Source organism: Streptomyces sp. NPDC031225 (assembly GCF_055570355.1).
This window is the reverse complement of the sequence record NZ_JBVIHJ010000010.1, coordinates 145232-161428: the sequence shown is the minus strand read 5'-3', so window position 1 is coordinate 161428 and position 16197 is coordinate 145232. Positions and strand designations below refer to the sequence as shown.

11 protein-coding genes are annotated in these 16197 nt (G+C 70.9%); 7 read left to right on the top strand and 4 right to left on the bottom strand.

From position 1 onward, the window contains the following. Positions 1-394 precede the first annotated feature (394 nt). Together ACZ48Z_RS19125 and ACZ48Z_RS19120 are read right to left on the bottom strand one after the other, a co-directional pair. Complete coding sequence (locus ACZ48Z_RS19125; RefSeq protein WP_468737005.1) at positions 395-3754, bottom strand: S8 family peptidase; 3360 nt, start codon at positions 3752-3754, stop codon at positions 395-397. 582 nt (positions 3755-4336) lie between these two features. Further along, positions 4337-5599: a PucR family transcriptional regulator gene (locus ACZ48Z_RS19120; RefSeq protein ID WP_468737004.1), complete on the bottom strand. Its 1263-nt coding sequence runs from the start codon at positions 5597-5599 to the stop codon at positions 4337-4339. Positions 5600-5727: 128 nt separating this feature from the next. On the opposite strand from ACZ48Z_RS19120, the gene ACZ48Z_RS19115 reads away from it, so the two are divergent. The 3 genes from ACZ48Z_RS19115 (at position 5728) to ACZ48Z_RS19105 (ending at position 9278) form a co-directional block, all read left to right on the top strand. Beyond that, entirely contained in the window at positions 5728-6654 is a 927-nt protein-coding gene (locus ACZ48Z_RS19115) for a proline dehydrogenase family protein (protein ID WP_468737003.1), read from the top strand. A 122-nt stretch (positions 6655-6776) separates the two neighbouring features. Beyond that, the gene (pruA, locus tag ACZ48Z_RS19110) at positions 6777-8408 is read left to right on the top strand and encodes an L-glutamate gamma-semialdehyde dehydrogenase (protein WP_468737002.1); all 1632 of its coding nucleotides are present in this window, start codon (positions 6777-6779) and stop codon (positions 8406-8408) included. A gap of 168 nt (positions 8409-8576) precedes the next feature. Next, positions 8577-9278: an alpha/beta fold hydrolase gene (locus ACZ48Z_RS19105; protein WP_468737001.1), complete on the top strand. Its 702-nt coding sequence runs from the start codon at positions 8577-8579 to the stop codon at positions 9276-9278. On the opposite strand, the gene ACZ48Z_RS19100 is transcribed toward ACZ48Z_RS19105, so the two are convergent. Next, positions 9275-10312 (bottom strand): NADP-dependent oxidoreductase, encoded by a 1038-nt coding sequence (locus ACZ48Z_RS19100; RefSeq protein ID WP_468737000.1) that lies wholly within the window; start codon positions 10310-10312, stop codon positions 9275-9277. The genes ACZ48Z_RS19105 and ACZ48Z_RS19100 overlap by 4 nt on opposite strands. A gap of 47 nt (positions 10313-10359) precedes the next feature. Here ACZ48Z_RS19100 and ACZ48Z_RS19095 point away from each other — a divergent pair, with 47 nt between their 5' ends. Continuing rightward, positions 10360-11259: a LysR family transcriptional regulator gene (locus ACZ48Z_RS19095; protein ID WP_468736999.1), complete on the top strand. Its 900-nt coding sequence runs from the start codon at positions 10360-10362 to the stop codon at positions 11257-11259. Between the two features lie 214 nt (positions 11260-11473). Next, positions 11474-11605: a hypothetical protein gene (locus ACZ48Z_RS19090; RefSeq protein ID WP_020121043.1), complete on the top strand. Its 132-nt coding sequence runs from the start codon at positions 11474-11476 to the stop codon at positions 11603-11605. Positions 11606-11656: 51 nt separating this feature from the next. Here the strand turns inward: ACZ48Z_RS19090 and ACZ48Z_RS19085 are convergent, their stop codons facing one another. After that, the gene (locus ACZ48Z_RS19085; RefSeq protein WP_468736998.1) at positions 11657-13219 is read right to left on the bottom strand and encodes a purple acid phosphatase family protein; all 1563 of its coding nucleotides are present in this window, start codon (positions 13217-13219) and stop codon (positions 11657-11659) included. Between the two features lie 142 nt (positions 13220-13361). Here ACZ48Z_RS19085 and ACZ48Z_RS19080 point away from each other — a divergent pair, with 142 nt between their 5' ends. Then, complete coding sequence (locus tag ACZ48Z_RS19080; protein ID WP_468736997.1) at positions 13362-14405, top strand: 3-isopropylmalate dehydrogenase; 1044 nt, start codon at positions 13362-13364, stop codon at positions 14403-14405. A gap of 255 nt (positions 14406-14660) precedes the next feature. Further along, complete coding sequence (locus ACZ48Z_RS19075; protein WP_468736996.1) at positions 14661-15749, top strand: branched-chain amino acid aminotransferase; 1089 nt, start codon at positions 14661-14663, stop codon at positions 15747-15749. Positions 15750-16197: the final 448 nt, after the last annotated feature.

The following is a 16197-nucleotide window of genomic DNA, read 5'->3' as shown; positions in this document are numbered from 1 at the left end:
GGTTCAAGTAGGCATGCCTGCGTCGAGTGAAGGTTTGTCCTCGCTCCCGGAACCTCCGGCTGAGCTGCCGGGACACAAGCGCGGAGATCGACGGCACCGTCGTTGGCGAGGCCAGGAGCTTCACGCATGTCCTGGTGGCCGCTGCGGTGTACAGCATCCCGGTGCACGACGCGGACGACCCGGCAGTGGTTCGCCGGGTCGTCGGCGACAAGTTCACTTGGCGCCTGCGCCAGACGACGGGGCCTGGGGTTCCTGATGTATCCCCGGGGTTGACTGACCGTTCGCCGGGCGGTCAGGAGGGTGTCCGGTTCATCGGTCGTCACACGCCGACACCGGACACCCTCCTCTCATCCACCGCCGGACGTCACCACCTCTCGGCCGGCGCGTCGGGCGGTCAGCGCGTCAGGAGGTACGCGTCGATGATCGTCACCGTGTGCGTGTTCCCGCCCTTGTCCGTCAGACGGGCTCGGAAGGAGACGGACCCGGCGTCCGCGGGCTGGGCCAGAGTCACCTGCCGCGTGCTCCCGGAGGAACGGACGGTCGTCTTGCGCCAGGTGGTCCCCGCGTCGTACGAGACCTCGACCGAGAGCGCCTTCACGCCCCGCGTGGCCGCCGAGCCCTCGATGACGAGCGGCACCGTCAGACGGGTGCCCGCCTTCGCGGTGCCGGTGGACGTCAGTTCGGGAGCGAAGCGGACCGAGGACAGCGGCAGTACGGCTGCACGCGTGCCGGACACCCGGCCCGAGACGAACGACCAGGAGGCGCTGACCCGGCTGCTGAGCCCGGAGACCTCCGCCGGCCGGGAGTAGTCCGTGGTGAGGCGGTAGGACTGCCGTGCCGGGGGGAGCGTGGTGACGGACCGGCAGCGCAGGTACTTCCGCTCCAGCGCGGTCGCTGTGCTGTACACGTAGGGGACGCCGCCCGAGGTGAGTGTGACCTTGGCCGTCTCGGTCACGGAGTCGCCGAGGTGGCCGGAGCCGTCGGTGAACTGCGGCAGGCAGATCCTGATGTCGTCACCGAGACGCGACACGCCTCCGCCGCCCGGTCCCTCGCCGAGGCTGGGCCCGAAGACACCGGTGTTGAAGGTCTCCGAGTAGCTCCGTCCGGCCCGGTACGTCCGGCCCGCGCTGCTCTGGAACGTCTCGTGATCGCCGTCCGCGCCCTTCTGCAGGAAGTCGAAGCCCCAGGTGTAGCCCTTGGGCACGGTGACGTAGTGCCGCTGGCTGCCCGGGAGGGCGAAGTCGGCGGCGGCGACGCTGTAGCTCTCGCCGATCGGCGAGTACCAGGCGGCCGCGACGCTGCCCGTCTTGTCCGCCGCGGGAGCGCCCGCGGTGATGTCCGCGCGCGCGAGTTCGCTCGTACTCGTCGTGTGCGAGAAGCCGTCGAACAACGAGCCGGACCTGGTGTACAGCAGGTCGTACGCGGTGCCGGTGCCCTTGCTGAAGGTGGCGCCGACCTGGGCCTCGAAACCGTCGGCGGGTGAAGCCGGGGCGCCGGACTGGGCGATCCTGAGCCGCGAGAAGTCACTGCCGGTCAGAATGCCCACGGCGAGATCCGACCCGGCCGCATGCATCAGGTACGAGGCGTAGGCGCCGTTGGACGTGGCGTCGGGATCCGGTGGGGTGAGCGACACCGGCTTGGCCTCACGGGCGTCCAGGACCGTACGGGTGTCCGCGGTCAGTGACAGTCGCGGCTGCACCAGTTCCGCCGACCCCGCGGCCGTACCGCTGTAGGTGGTGACAAGGGCGAAGACGTTGTACGCCCCCTTCGGCGCACGGAACCGCATGGTGCCGTCGGTGGTCGGCTGGCTCCAGAGCAAGACCGGGCTGTCCAGGCCCCAGAGGAGGACGAACGGGAAGAACGCCGGGTCGCCGTTGCCGTCGAGAACGGTCATCGTCAGGTCGTACGACTCCACCTCGGCGTCGGCCGCAACGGCGGTGCGTACGCTCTGCCCGCCGCCGGTGGCGACCAGAGCACCCGAGAAGGCGCCCCCCGCCGGTACGGTGCGGGTGTCGGCGGTCACGTCCACGGAGGCGGTGCCGCCCGCGGGCACGGTGACGTGCTTCGCCGATACGGTGAACAGCCCCCGGGGAGCGGACTTTCCGCCGGCGTCGGTCGCCCGGACGGACAGGCCGAGGGTGACCGCCGAGGTGCCGGTGTTGCGGTAGGTGATCTGCTTGGCCAGCGGAGTGTCGTCGGTGTGCGGCCACTGCTGTGTGCCGAAACCGACCGACGACGCCTCACTGCTCACCGTCTGCCGGACGGCCTTCGCGACGTCCACCCGCCCGGTGCCCTGCTGCTGCACGGTCAGACCGGCCGTGGGTTTCGCTGAGGAGACGAGGGCCTGCTTGAGCTGCTGCCCGGTCCAGTCGGGGTGCCGCTGGGCCAGGATGGCCGCGGCGCCCGCGACATGCGGGGTGGCCATCGAGGTGCCGTTGAGGGAGACATATCCGTCGCCGGCGGGGACGCCTATCACGCCCTCGGCCGCCTTGGCGGCGACGATGAACCGGCCCGGCGCGGTGAGGTCGGGCTTCAGGGAGCCGTCCTGGGTGGGGCCCACGCTGGAGAAGGTGGCGATCCGGTCGTGCTTGTCCACCGCGCCGACGGTGAGCGCGGCGGCGGCGCTGCCGGGGGAGCCGACGGTACCGGCGAGGGGTCCCGCGTTGCCGGCGGCGATCACGAACAGCGTTCCGGACTTGGCGGACAGTGTGTTGACGGCCGCTTCGAGCGGGTCGGTGCCCGCGGTGTCGGTGCCGCCCAGGGAGAGGTTGACAACGTTGGCATGCTGGTCCACCGCCCACTGCATACCGGCGATGATGGCCGACTCGTAGCCCGCTCCGTTGTCGCCCAGGACCTTGGCGTCGAGGATCTTCGCCCCGGGGGCGACACCCTTGTAACGGCCGCCGGACTTGGCGCCCGAACCGGCCGCGGTGGAGGCGACATGGGTGCCGTGGCCCACCCGGTCCACGTTGTCCGGCGAGTCGGAGAAGTTCTTCTCGGCGATCTCCCGGTCGGCCAGATCCGGGTGGGTCTGGTCCACGCCCGTGTCCAGTACGGCGATGGTGACGCCCTTGCCGTCGTAGCCGGAGGCCCACGCCTCGGGCGCGCCGATCTGCGGCACGCTCTGGTCCAGGGTCGCCGTCCGGGCGGCGTCCAGCCATATCTTGTCGATGCCGGAGGCGACGCGCGTGGCGCCCGCCCTGGCACCCGTACCGGCGTCCGTCAGCGCGTTCCACACCTGCGCGGTGCCGGACCTGGGCGCCTCGACCGCAGAGCCGTTGATCACCGGCAGGTCCCGCCCGGGGTCCGCGTCGGCGGCGGCGAGTTCCCGTTTCGCCGACGCCTCACCGGCCCTGCGATAGGTCACGATCAGCGGCGTCGAATCCCGCTGCGCGTCGTCGTAACCCGAGGCGAGCAGCTCCGTCACGTCGAACAGCCGCCGGTCCACGGTGCCCTCGGCCAGCGGCCGCATCGCGTCCTCGGGGATCACGTAACTGCGGTCCTGGTAGCGGTGGACGGAGATCGCGACGTCCTCGCGTCCCGCACCCGCCCGGACCCCGGTGACCCGCCCGGCACCGTCGGTCGTCACTGTGTCCCCGGTGATCAGGGTGACGGTGCGACCGCCACTCTGCGCCGTACCTCCCGCCGGTGCGGCCTCAGCCGCGGCCGACAGGCCGGGTCTGATCCCGGGCGCCATGCCCAGGGCCAGCGCGACGGCAATCGCCGCAGCCTCCGAGCGCATCCATAAGCGCATGCAAACTCCTTTGTCGTCAGGTGAGTTGGGTGGTATTCAAGTGCCGCCGGAGTGTGCGGCGGCCCCATGATCCCCATCGCGCTACCTCCGCACAAGGTCGTCCCTGTCCGGCACCCCGGGCTCCCGTTCGCCCGAGCCGACCGCGTACTCCGTCTCGGTGGCCGTGGAACGGGTCAGGCTCGCGCCCTTCGGAGCGGTGGCGCGGTCCAGTACGGCGGTGACGCGGCCTCGGGCAGCGATCCCTTGATAGCCCAGTCCGGCGACGGCACGTCCGGGTGAATTGGCGCCGACTCCGTAAAGTCCGTCAACGGCAGGTGAGTGAGGGGAACTTCGGGTACTGATTCGTCCTCGTACCGGATCGACGCCGAAGGCGCCCCGCGTACATCGCCGGCCTTGCCCGTGCTCCGTATCGCCATGCTCTGAGCGGTACGGAGCACCCCGCGTGCTTCTCCTCGAAGGACAACAAGAGATCAACACCGACCGCTACATGCAGCGACTATTGCGCACCGAACCCCGGATTTGCGCAGCCATTGCGCATCCTCAGCCGACATTGCGCATTGGATCGTGGACCCTGCGACGTCGTCACAGCCGCGCCCCCTTGAGCGCCATGTGCAGCAACAGCCGGTCCTCGCCGTCGTCCAGGTCGAGGCCGGTGAGCTGTTCGACGCGGGAGAGGCGGTAGTAGAGGGTCTGGCGGTGGATGCCCAGTGCGGCGGCGGTGCGGCCGGCCTGGCCCGCGCAGTCCAGGTAGACCTCGGCGGTGCGGGCGAGTTCGCGGTGGGCGGGGGAGAGCAGCGGGCGTACGGCGGGGTCGTGGGCCGTCTGCGGGGGCAGCGCGGTCAGGAGGCGGTACGGGCCGATGCCTGCCCACTGCGCGACCGGCCCGAAGCCGGGTTCCGCGAGCGCGGCCCGAGCCGCCGCCGACGCCTCCTGCCAGGCGGACCCCAGCTCGGCGAGCCCCGGGCGCGCGGCGGCGACCCCGGCGACCACGGCGCCTGAGGCCGCCGCGCCCTGAGCCGTGCCCGAAGTGCCGTGCCCCGCCCCGCCCTCCACGCCCCGCGCCCGCTCCAGCAACCGAGCCGCCGCCGAGGTCGCCGGCGTCAGTGTGTCCGTGGCCCGCAGTCGCACCAGCACCGCGAGCGACTGGGCCGAGGCGCCCCACGGCAGCGAGCACAGCGCCGTCGCGTGCGGAACCGTACGGGCCGACGGGGCGTCGTCCGGGTCGGCCGACGGCCACGGGGCGACGCACACCACGGCGTAGGGGCCCTCGCCTCGGGAGCCCAGTGCCGTGCGCAGGGCCGCCACCGCCATGTCGCCCTGCCAGCCCGGCTCGGCGGTCAGCACGGCCCGCAGCTCCCGGCTGAGGTCGGCCCCGTGCTGCGCCTCGTCCGCGAGCAGCGCGCCGATACGGGCCGTCACCCGCATCGCGGCGGTCAGCTGCCGGTCGGTCGGGCCCGGGTCGGACTCAAGGAGCCACACGTAACCGAGGACCACCCCCCGATGACGTACGGGCAGACAGATCCGGCCGCGGTACACGCCCGCCTCCGGAGTGGGCGGAATCCGCACCGGGCCGCTCGCCCGGGTGATGCCGAAGCCCTCGAACCAGGTGCGGACCGCGGTCGTGGAGCGCCGGGTCAGGATCGAGCGGGTGCGGACGGGGTCCAGCGCCGACGGATCGAGGTCGCCCTCACTGTCGTACGCGCCGAAGGCGATCAGCTCGAAGTCGCGGTTCTCGAGGGTCGCCGGGACACCGAGGAGTTCGGAGATCTCGTCGACCAGCTCCTGGTAGTCACCCGCGTGACTGGAGGATGCGGCATCGGCCTTCACCCGGGCATTCTCCCCCATAAGTCCGCCGCCTTCATACATCTGTCTGAGATCTGCGGCACGGATGCGTGACAGCTGTCGATGGCCGACGATCGGAGAGATCCTTAGGTTTCACGGTGGTTCTGTCTGCTGGTCTGTGGAGGTGCCCCGTGCTGGGTCCCGTGATTCTTGCCGCGTCGCGCAGCGACCGGATCCGACGCCTGATCTCGGCGGCCCCCGTGACCAAGCAGGTCGTCGACCGCTTCATCCCCGGCGAGACGGTCGACGAGATCGTGCCGATCATCCAGGAGCTCACCGCCAAGGGCCTGCAGCTGACCATGGACGTGGTCGGTGAGGACATCACCACGCCCGAGCAGGCGGAAGCCGCCCGGGACGCCTACCTCGCGCTCGTCGACCGGCTCGCCTCCCTCGGCCTGGGCACCAGGGCCGAGATGTCCGTCAAGCTGTCGATGTTCGGCCAGGCCCTGGAGGGCGGGCACGCACTCGCCCTGGCCAACGTCCGCCCCGTCGTCGAGGCCGCCGCCGCCATCGGCACGACCGTCACCCTGGACGCCGAGGACCACACCACCCTCGACTCGATGTTCGCCGTCCACGAGGAGCTGCGGAAGGACTTCCCGCAGACTGGCTGCGTCATCCAGGCCTACCTCCACCGGACGGAGGACGACGCCCGCAGGCTCGCCGCGGCGGGCAGCCGGGTGCGGCTCGTGAAGGGCGCGTACAACGAGCCCGCCGAGGTCGCCCACCAGCAGAAACACGAGATCGACAAGGCGTACGTCCGGGTCCTGCGCATCCTCATGGAGGGCGACGGCTACCCGATGGTCGGCTCCCACGACCCGCGCCTGATCTCCATCGCCCAGGAACTCGCCCGCCGGGCCGGCCGCAAGCCCGACGAGTACGAGTTCCAGATGCTCTACGGCATCCGCGGCGACGAACACCTGCGGCTGGCCGCCGAAGGTCACCGCATGCGCGTCTACACCGCCTACGGCACCGACTGGTACGGCTACTTCATGCGCCGACTCGCGGAGAAGCCGGCGAACCTGCGCTTCTTCCTGCGGAGCATGATCGGCCACCGCTGAGGCGGCGCGGCTGTGCCCCGGAAATCCCGGCGCACCCCGCGGACCCGCTGGTCTGCGCCCCAAGCTTGATCACCAAGGGCTGATCCCGAACACCCGCTCACGTACAAGGAGTTACGGAACTCATGGACGCTGTGACCCAGGTCCCCACCCCCGTCAACGAGCCGGTGCACGGCTACGCCCCCGGCTCGCCCGAGCGGGCCCGGCTGGAGGCCAAGCTCAAGGAACTGGCCGAGAACCCGGTCGACCTGCCCATGACCATCGGCGGCGAGAAGCGCCTCGGCGGCGGCGAGGCCTTCCAGGTCGTGCAGCCGCACAACCACAAGGCGGTGCTGGGCACTTACCGCAACGCCACCCAGCAGGACGCCCAGGACGCCATCGACGCCGCCCTCGCCGCCGCCCCCGCCTGGCGCGCGATGGCCTTCGACGACCGTGCCGCGATCATCCTGCGCGCGGCCGAACTGCTCGCCGGCCCCTGGCGCGAGACGCTGGCCGCCTCCACCATGCTCGGCCAGTCCAAGACCGCCCAGCAGGCCGAGATCGACACGCCCTGCGAGCTGGTCGACTTCTGGCGCTTCAACGTCAAGTACGCCCGTGACCTGCTCGCCGAGCAGCCCCCGGCCAACGCCCCCGGCGTCTGGAACCGCCTCGACCACCGCCCGCTGGAGGGCTTCGTCTACGCGATCACGCCGTTCAACTTCACGGCCATCGCGGGCAACCTGCCGACCGCGCCCGCGCTCATGGGCAACGTGGTCGTGTGGAAGCCGTCCCCGACGCAGACCCACGCCGCCGTGCTGCTCATGCGGCTGCTGGAGGAGGCGGGCCTTCCCAAGGGCGTCATCAACCTCGTCACCGGCGACGGCATCGAGGTCTCCAAGGTCGCCCTGGAGCACCGGGACCTCGCCGGCATCCACTTCACCGGCTCGACGAAGACCTTCCAGCACCTGTGGAAGACGGTCGGCGCCAACATCGAGAAGTACCGCACCTACCCGCGGCTGGTCGGCGAGACCGGCGGCAAGGACTTCGTCGTCGCCCACCCGAGTGCCGACCGCGCGATCCTCAAGACGGCCCTGACCCGAGGTGCTTTTGAGTACCAGGGCCAGAAGTGCAGCGCCACCTCCCGGGCCTACATCCCGGCGTCGATCTGGAACAGCGGCTTCCGCGAGGAGTTCGCCGCCGAGGTCGACGGCATCACCATGGGCGACGTCACCGACTTCTCCCACTTCATCGGCGCGGTCATCGACGAGCGCGCCTTCGCCAAGAACAGGGCCGCCATCGACCGCGCCCACGCGGACCCCACCTGCACGGTCGTCGCGGGCGGCTCCTACGACGACTCGGTCGGCTATTTCGTCCGCCCGACCGTCGTCGAGTGCACGGACCCGGAGAACGAGGTCTTCACCACCGAGTACTTCGGCCCGTTCCTCGCGGTGTACGTCTACGAGGACGAGAAGTACGACGAGATGCTGACCCAGATGGAGTCGGCGTCCGACTACGCGCTGACGGGCTCGGTGATCTCCGCCGACCGTGCGGCGGCGGCGTACACGATGGACAAGCTCCGCTACGCGGCCGGCAACTTCTACATCAACGACAAGTCCACCGGTGCCGTGGTCGGCCAGCAGCCCTTCGGCGGCGGTCGCGCCTCCGGCACCAACGACAAGGCCGGCGCCCCGCAGAACCTCCAGCGCTGGACCCTGACCCGCGCCATCAAGGAGACCCTGGTCCCGCCGACCGACTACCCGTACCCGCACATGGGCTGATGGTCCGTCAACTGCCGTGAGGGGCCGGGCTGTTGTCCGGCCCCTCACCGTGCGCACACAATGCGGGCATGACGGTGATCACCGAGGACGGCGTACGGCTGTGGGCTTCGCGTTCGGGGGAGGGCGAGCCGTTGGTCCTGTGCCACGGGGGGGCCGGGGCTGTGGGACATGTTCGGGGACGTGGCCGCGATGCTGGCGGACCGGGCCACGGTGATCCGCTGGGACCAGCGGGGCGGTGGGCGTTCGCAGCGGTGCGCCGGACCGTGGACGACCGAGCGTTTCGTGGCCGATCTGGACGCCGTACGACGCCACTTCGGCCTCGACCGGATGGCCCTCCTCGGCCACTCCTGGGGCGCCCAACTGGCGTTGAGCTACACCCTCGCCCACCCGGAGCGGGTGAGCACGCTGGTCTACGTCAGCGGGACGGGCATCGGGCCGGTGTCCGACTGGCACGCCGCGTACGCGCAGAACCTCGCCGTACGGCTGGGCGCGCAACGGGAGTTGCCGGACGAGGATCCGCAGCGGGCCGTTCACCAGTGGTCGGCCGACTTCGTGGACCGGCAGGACGCCCTGGAGCACGCCCGGCGGATGGCGGACCCCTGGTTCGACATCAACCGTGAGTGCAACAAGGCCCTGAACGACGAGACCAGGAGCACCTGGGGAACTCCCGAACTCCACGCCGCCTGCCGGTCCCTGGACGTACCCGTGCTGATCATCGACGGCGCCGAGGACATCCGCCCCCGCTCGGCGGTCGACTCGCTGGAGCAGGCACTGCCGCGGGTACGACGGACCGTGCTGCCCCGGGCCGGCCATCTGCCGTGGGTGGAGTCCCCGCAGGCATTCAGGGACGCGGTCGTCGACGCCCTCTAGGCCGCCCGCACCAGGATCTTCCCCGTGTTCCCGCCCCGCAGCATCAGCACGAACGCCTCCACGATCCGGTCGAACCCGTTCACCACCGTCTCGTCGAGGGCGAGCGCCCCGCTCTGCAGGTGCGGTACGGCGAACTCGTACAACTCCTGCTGTACGTTCACGTAGTCGCGCACGAGGAAGCCCTCGACGCGCAGGCTCTTCTCCACCACATCGGCGTGGTTGAAAACCACCGGGGGCGCGGCCGGGGTGTTGTACTGGCCGACCGTGCCGACACGGACCACGCGCCCGCGCTCCCGCAACGCCCCGATCGCCGCGCCCAGATGGTCTCCACCGACGTTGTCCACGAACAGGTCGATGCCGTCGGGCGCGGCCTTCGCGAGGAGGTCGGCGACGGGTCCCTCGTGATAGTCGAAGGCCGCGTCGTAGCCGACCCGCCCGGTCAGATACCGCACCTTCTCCGGTGAGCCCGCGCTGCCGATCAGCCTTCCCGCGCCCAGCAGCCGTGCGAAACGGCCCGTCGCCGTGCCGACCCCGCCGGCCGCCGCGGACACGAACAGGTCGTCCCCCTCGCGGAGCCGGGCGATCCGGGTGAGACCGACGTACGCGGTCAGCCCGGTGCCGCCGAGCACGCTCAAGTACGCCGAGAGCGGCACGCCTTCGTATGACGGCAGGCGTCTCACCTCGGCCGGGGTCACCACCGCGTGCGTCCGCCAGCCCTTGCGGTGGAACACCAGCTCACCCTCCGGAAGCGTCGGTTCGCGGGAGGCGGCGATCCTGCCGAGCGTGCGGCCCTCCAGCGGGGCGTTCAACTCGAAGTCGCCGTCCATCATTTCGCGGTGGTAGGGATCGACCGACCAGTAGAGGTTCTCGACGAGTGCCGTGCCGGGGGAGGGCTCCGGGACCCGGGACTCCACGAAGCGGAAGTGGTCCCGGGTCGGGAAGCCGATCGGCCGGGCGGTCTGGTGCACGGTGAGCGCGGTCATGACCGGGACGGTAGGAGGAATGCGCGGCGGCGGGCAGAGGGTTGGGTTCATGGAACGGGCGGATCGATGAGCCGCCCTCATAGGGGCAGGTGGGGGACATGACGGGCACGGTCGTCGATCTTGCGCCGCAGGAGTTGCGGACTCTCGTGGCGGTGGCCGAGGAGGGCGGGTTCTCGGCGGCCGGGACCAGGCTCGGCACGACCCAGTCGGCCGTCTCGCACTCCGTACGTGGCATCGAGGGCAAGCTGGGGGTCGTGCTGTTCGAGCGGGGCCGGTTCGGGGCCCGGCCCACTGCCGCCGGTGCACGGGCGGTGGCCCATGCGCGCCGGGTCCTGAGGATGCTGGAGGCGCTGGTGAGGGAGACCCGGGACACCCCCCGGGCCGAGATCACCGGCCCCCTCCGGGTCGCCGCCTTCCGCTCAGCCGCCCTCCACCTGCTGCCGCCCGTCCTCGCGCGGCTGTCCGCACGGCACCCCGGCATCGAGGCGACCGTCACCGTCGTACGGGAGATCGGCCCCGGAACGGCAGGAGAGGTGGCCGAGGGGCGGGCCGACCTCGGGATCGCCACGCTCGGCACCGGCACGCCGGTCCCGTCGGGCCTTGTCGGGGACGTGCTCCTGGAGGAGCCGTACGCCCTCGTGCACCCGGCGGGGCACCCCGATCCGCGGTCGCTGCCGTTGGTCGACTGGAGGGAGAACTGCTCCTCCTACACCCGGCGTTGGTGGGCCGCGCAGGACTGGATCCCCGCCGCGACCGTCCGCGCGGAGGACGACGGGGCGGTGCTGTCGATGGTGGGCAGCGGGCTCGGCATGGCGATCATGCCCGCGCTCTCCCTCACCGCGGTGCCGGCCGGTACGGAGGTCACCGACCTCGGACCCGAGCGGCCCACCCGCCGGGTCGGATACGTCACCACCCCCGAACTCGCCGCGACCGCGGCCGTCCGCGCGCTCGTCCGGGAACTGAGGGAATCGGCGAAGCCGCAGGTCAGCACGGTGTGATCCACTCCGCCGTCTCAGATAGTAGGAAGTCCGAGTAACTGTGGAGACAGACCGGCCCCGCTCCCTTAACTTTGTAGGAGCCGAACGTCTCGCTCGATCAAGCGAATGGCGGTCGTGAGCCGGGCCCCGTGCAGGCAACCCCTGCGGGCCCATCGCTCCCCGCCCCTCCGGCGTCTCGTTTTCCCTTCCCTGTCTTCGAAGGAGTCGATTTCTCATGGCCGAGACGACCGCCCGCCGTCGAGTCCGTCACACCTCCCGTACGAGTGAGTCCGACCGCAAGAACGCCGCCGCCGCGCTCCAGCGAGCCCTCGACCGCCGTGACAACGGTGGCTCGACCGGCCACTGACGTTTCCCCCTCGAAGCCGGGAGCCGCGCCCGCACGGGGTGCGGCGCGGCCTCACACGCCGCGCCGCACCTCGAAACGGTCGATGCGCTCCCCGCTCTGCGCGAGCGCCGACACCGTCATCCGTGGCCGCGGCCCGCTCTCCACCTCCACCGAGAGCAGCGAGAACCCGCGGTAGCGCACCCGCGACCACTCCACCGTCTCCTTCCGGGCCTGCTTCGACTCCGCCCACTGGAAGGTCTCGACCGACTCGTGGTCGTGCACGCGCCCCTCGTAGCTCTCCCGCACACCCGGCGGGAAGCCGTACAGATCCCGGCCGCCCCCGCCGGCCGTGACGTACACGATCCCGTCCCGCGTGGGATCCGTGCTGCCGCCCACCGGCACCGTCCGGCCGACCTCACCGCCACGGATCGCGTCCGTGCGCTCATACACGTGGTTGTGCCCGTTGATCACCAGATCGACCTGGTGCTTCTCGAAAAGCGGCAGCCACTGCGCGCGCACCCCGCCGTCGGAGGCGTGCGAGGACGTCGAGTACGCGCAGTGGTGGAAGTAGACGACGACGAACTCGATGCCCTTCGCCGCCCGCAGCTCGCCGAGTCTCCGCTCCAGCCACTTGGTCTGCTTCCCGTCCGTGTAGCCCGAGTTGGCGGGAATCTCGTACGACACGTCGTTCGCGTCCAGCGCCACCACGCCGACGTTGCCGTACGTGAAGGAGTACACGCCCGGCGCCGCACGCGGGTCGAAGCCGCTGTCCGGCAGGGACCAGCGGGCCAGCTGGCCGCCGTAGCCGTCGGGCGAGTACCAGGCCTCCATGTCGTGGTTGCCGGTCGTCACCATCCACGGCACGCTCCGCGCGACCTCCTCGTTCTGCTTGAGGAACAGGTCCCAGAAGCCCGGGTCGTAGCCGTCGGAGGTGACGCCCTGGCCGTTGCTGTCGGCGTAGCAGATGTCTCCGGCGTGGAGGTGGAAGGCGGGCTTCTGACGCAGCAGCAGGTTGTCGTTGGCCGCGGCGGCGCTGCCGACACCCTGGTCGCCGAAGGCGGTGAAGACGAACTTCTCCGGGCTCGCCGGCGCCGTGCGGAAAGCGGTGATGGTCGCGCGGTGCTCCGGGTCCGCCGGGTCGAAGCCGTCGTGGCCGACGCCGTAGTAGTACGTCGTGCCGGGGCGCAGTCCGTCCAGGGCCGCGTGCAGGTAGTACTGGTCGAGCGCGAGGCGCACCCCGGTCTGCCCGGGGGTGTGCAGGTCGCGGATCTCGGCCTCGATCCTCCGGCTCAGGTCGTCGGGGGCGAGGCCGACGCGGACGTACGGCTTCCGTACCGCGAGCGGGACCTGCCAGGAGATCCGCATCTGCGTCCTCGGGTCGGCGCCGAAGGCGAGGTGACGGCCGAAGGGGGAGACGGCGGAGCCGTGCACCGTGACCGTGGGGGAGGGGGCGGAGCCGGACGTCCCTTCGCCAAAACCTTGGCTGGAACAACCGGTCAGCAGGCCGCCCGCGACCGCGCCCGCCGTCACCAGCGTGCGGCGCCGGGACAGCTTCGTCCGCAGGTACTCGTGCTGCTCGGCCATGCTCATCCGACGCGCGAGCCGGGGCGGAATGCCGAAGTCGGGGAGGTCCATGGCAGTGAAGTTCCCAGCGGATCCCAACGTCCGCCACACCTGCCGGTGAACGCCAGTCGAAGGACTGGCGCCCGGTCCCGCACCGCCGTCCGTATCGCGGACAGGCTGTGTCATCCCATGGGACGAGGAGTAGGGTTCCCGCATGTCTCGCAGCATCAATCTCGCAGTGATTCCCGGTGACGGCATCGGCCAGGAAGTCGTGGCCGAAGGCCTGAAGGTGCTCTCCGCCGTCCTTCCGCAGGATGTGAAGCTGGAGACCAAGGACTACGACTTCGGGGCCCAGCGCTACCACGCCACCGGTGAGACCCTCACCGAAGCGGACCTCGACGCGCTGAAGCAGCACGATGCGATCCTGCTCGGCGCCATCGGTGACCCGTCGGTCCCGTCCGGTGTCCTGGAGCGCGGTTTCCTGCTCAAGCTCCGCTTCGCCTTCGACCACCACGTCAACCTGCGTCCGTCGAAGCTCCTCCCCGGTGTCGAGACGCCCCTCAAGGGCGAGCCGGCGATCGACTTCGTGGTCGTCCGCGAGGGCACCGAGGGCCCGTACACCGGCAACGGCGGCACCATCCGCAAGGGCACCGAGCACGAGGTCGCCACCGAGGTCTCCGTGAACACGGCCTTCGGTGTCGAGCGCGTGGTCCGCGACGCCTTCGCCCGTGCCCAGGCCCGTCCGCGCAAGAAGCTCACGCTGGTCCACAAGAACAACGTGCTGACCTTCGCCGGACACCTGTGGACGAACACCTTCAACAAGGTGGCCGCGGAGTTCCCCGAGGTCACCACCGACTACATCCACGTGGACGCGGCGACCATCTACCTGGTCACCGATCCGGCCCGGTTCGACGTGATCGTCACCGACAACCTCTTCGGCGACATCATCACCGACCTCGCCGCTGCCGTCTCCGGCGGTATCGGCGTCGCCGCGAGCGGCAACATCAACCCCGCCGGCGAGTTCCCGTCCATGTTCGAGCCCGTCCACGGCTCGGCCCCGGACATCGCGGGCCAGGGCAAGGCCGACCCCACCGCCACGGTGCTGTCCGTCGCCCTGCTCCTGCGCCACCTCGGCTACGAAACCGAGGCCGCCCGTATCGACGAGGCCGTCTCCGTCGACCTCGCCGAGCGCACCGGCAAGCCCGCCCGCAGCACGTCGGAGATCGGCGACGCGCTGGCCGTACGAGTAGCCGGCTGACCGGGCAGGCCACTCGAAAAGCATTCGAAGCCGCCGGGTCACTCGCACCCGGCGGCTTTCGCATGTCCCCCGCCGGGTGTCACCATCATCCCCTGGGTCGCATTTCACGCCGTTTTCTTCCTCGGCCCCCGCTTGCGATAATCGAACGCGGAGCCGCGGAATGAGGGAATGCTCGGACGTCCTAACACTGGTCACGGACAGTAAAAGGGCGTGAGCGCGGCCCGTCACTACACAACCGGTGAAGGACAACCACTCATGACGACGCCCACGATCGAGCTCAAGCCCTCGGCCTCGCCACTTTCCGACGCGGAACGCGAGGCGATCCTGGCCAACCCCGGGTTCGGCCGCCACTTCACCGACCACATGGTCGTCATCAAGTGGACCGAGGGCCGCGGCTGGCACGACGGCCAGCTCGTCCCGTACGCGCCGATCTCCCTCGACCCCGCCACGATGGTCCTGCACTACGCGCAGGAGATCTTCGAGGGACTCAAGGCGTACCGCCAGCCCGACGGCACCGTCGCCACCTTCCGGCCCGAGAAGAACGCCGAGCGCTTCCAGCGGTCCGCGCACCGGCTGGGCATGCCCGAGCTGCCCGTCGAGACCTTCATCGAGGCCTGTGACGTCCTGGTGCAGCAGGACCAGGGCTGGGTCCCGGCGCACGGCGGCGAGGAGTCCCTGTACCTGCGCCCCTTCATGATCGCCACCGAGGTCGGCCTGGGCGTCAAGCCGGCCAACGAGTACCTCTTCATGGTCATCGCCTCCCCGGCCGGCGCCTACTTCCCCGGTGGCGTCAAGCCGGTCTCCATCTGGCTCTCCGAGGACCGCGTCCGGGCCGTCCCCGGCGGCATGGGCGACGCGAAGACCGGCGGCAACTACGCCGCGTCCCTCCTCGCCCAGGCCGAGGCCGCCGCCAAGGGCTGCGACCAGGTCTGCTACCTCGACGCGGTCGAGCACACCTGGGTCGAGGAGCTCGGCGGCATGAACCTGTACTTCGTGTACGGCGACCGGATCGTCACGCCCACTCTCACCGGCTCGATCCTGGAGGGCGTCACCCGCGACTCCTTGCTCGCCGTCGCCCGCGACCTCGGTTACGGGTCCGAGGAGAGCCGCGTCTCCGTCGACCAGTGGCAGCGCGACTCCGAGAACGGCACCCTCACCGAGGTCTTCGCCTGTGGGACGGCGGCCGTGATCACCCCGGTCGGCACGGTCAAGCGCGCGGGCGCCGAGTGGCGGCAGTCCGGCGGCGAGCCCGGCGAGGTCACGCTGAAGCTCCGCCAGGCCCTCCTGGACATCCAGCGCGGCACCGCCGAGGACAAGCACGGCTGGATGCACAAGCTGGGCTGAGCGGGCCGCTGTTCGGCCGGCCACCAGGCCGGCGCGTGGCCGCGGCGCTCCCGGCCGAAGGTCTGGCCGCGGCGCTCCTGACCGAGGGGCCTGGCGCGGCACTTCCGGCTGAAGGCCTGGCGACGCGGTCCGGTCGCCGTACTTCGGCCGGTGCGTTCTGGCCGCGGGGCTCCCGGCCGAAGGTCTTGGCGCGGCGCTCCTGACCGAGGGTCCTGGCGTGGCGCTTCCGGCTGAAGGCCTGGCGGCGCGGTCCGGTCGCCGTACTCCGGCCGGTGCGTTCTGGCCGCGGGGCTCCCGGCCGAAGGTCTTGGCGCGGCGCTCCTGACCGAAGGTCCTGGCGCGGCGCTTCCGGCTGAAGGCCTGGCGACGCGGTCCGGTCGCCGTACTCCGGCCGGTGCGTTCCAGCCGACGGCAGCACGCCGCACCGACCGTCCGTTCGACGCGTATC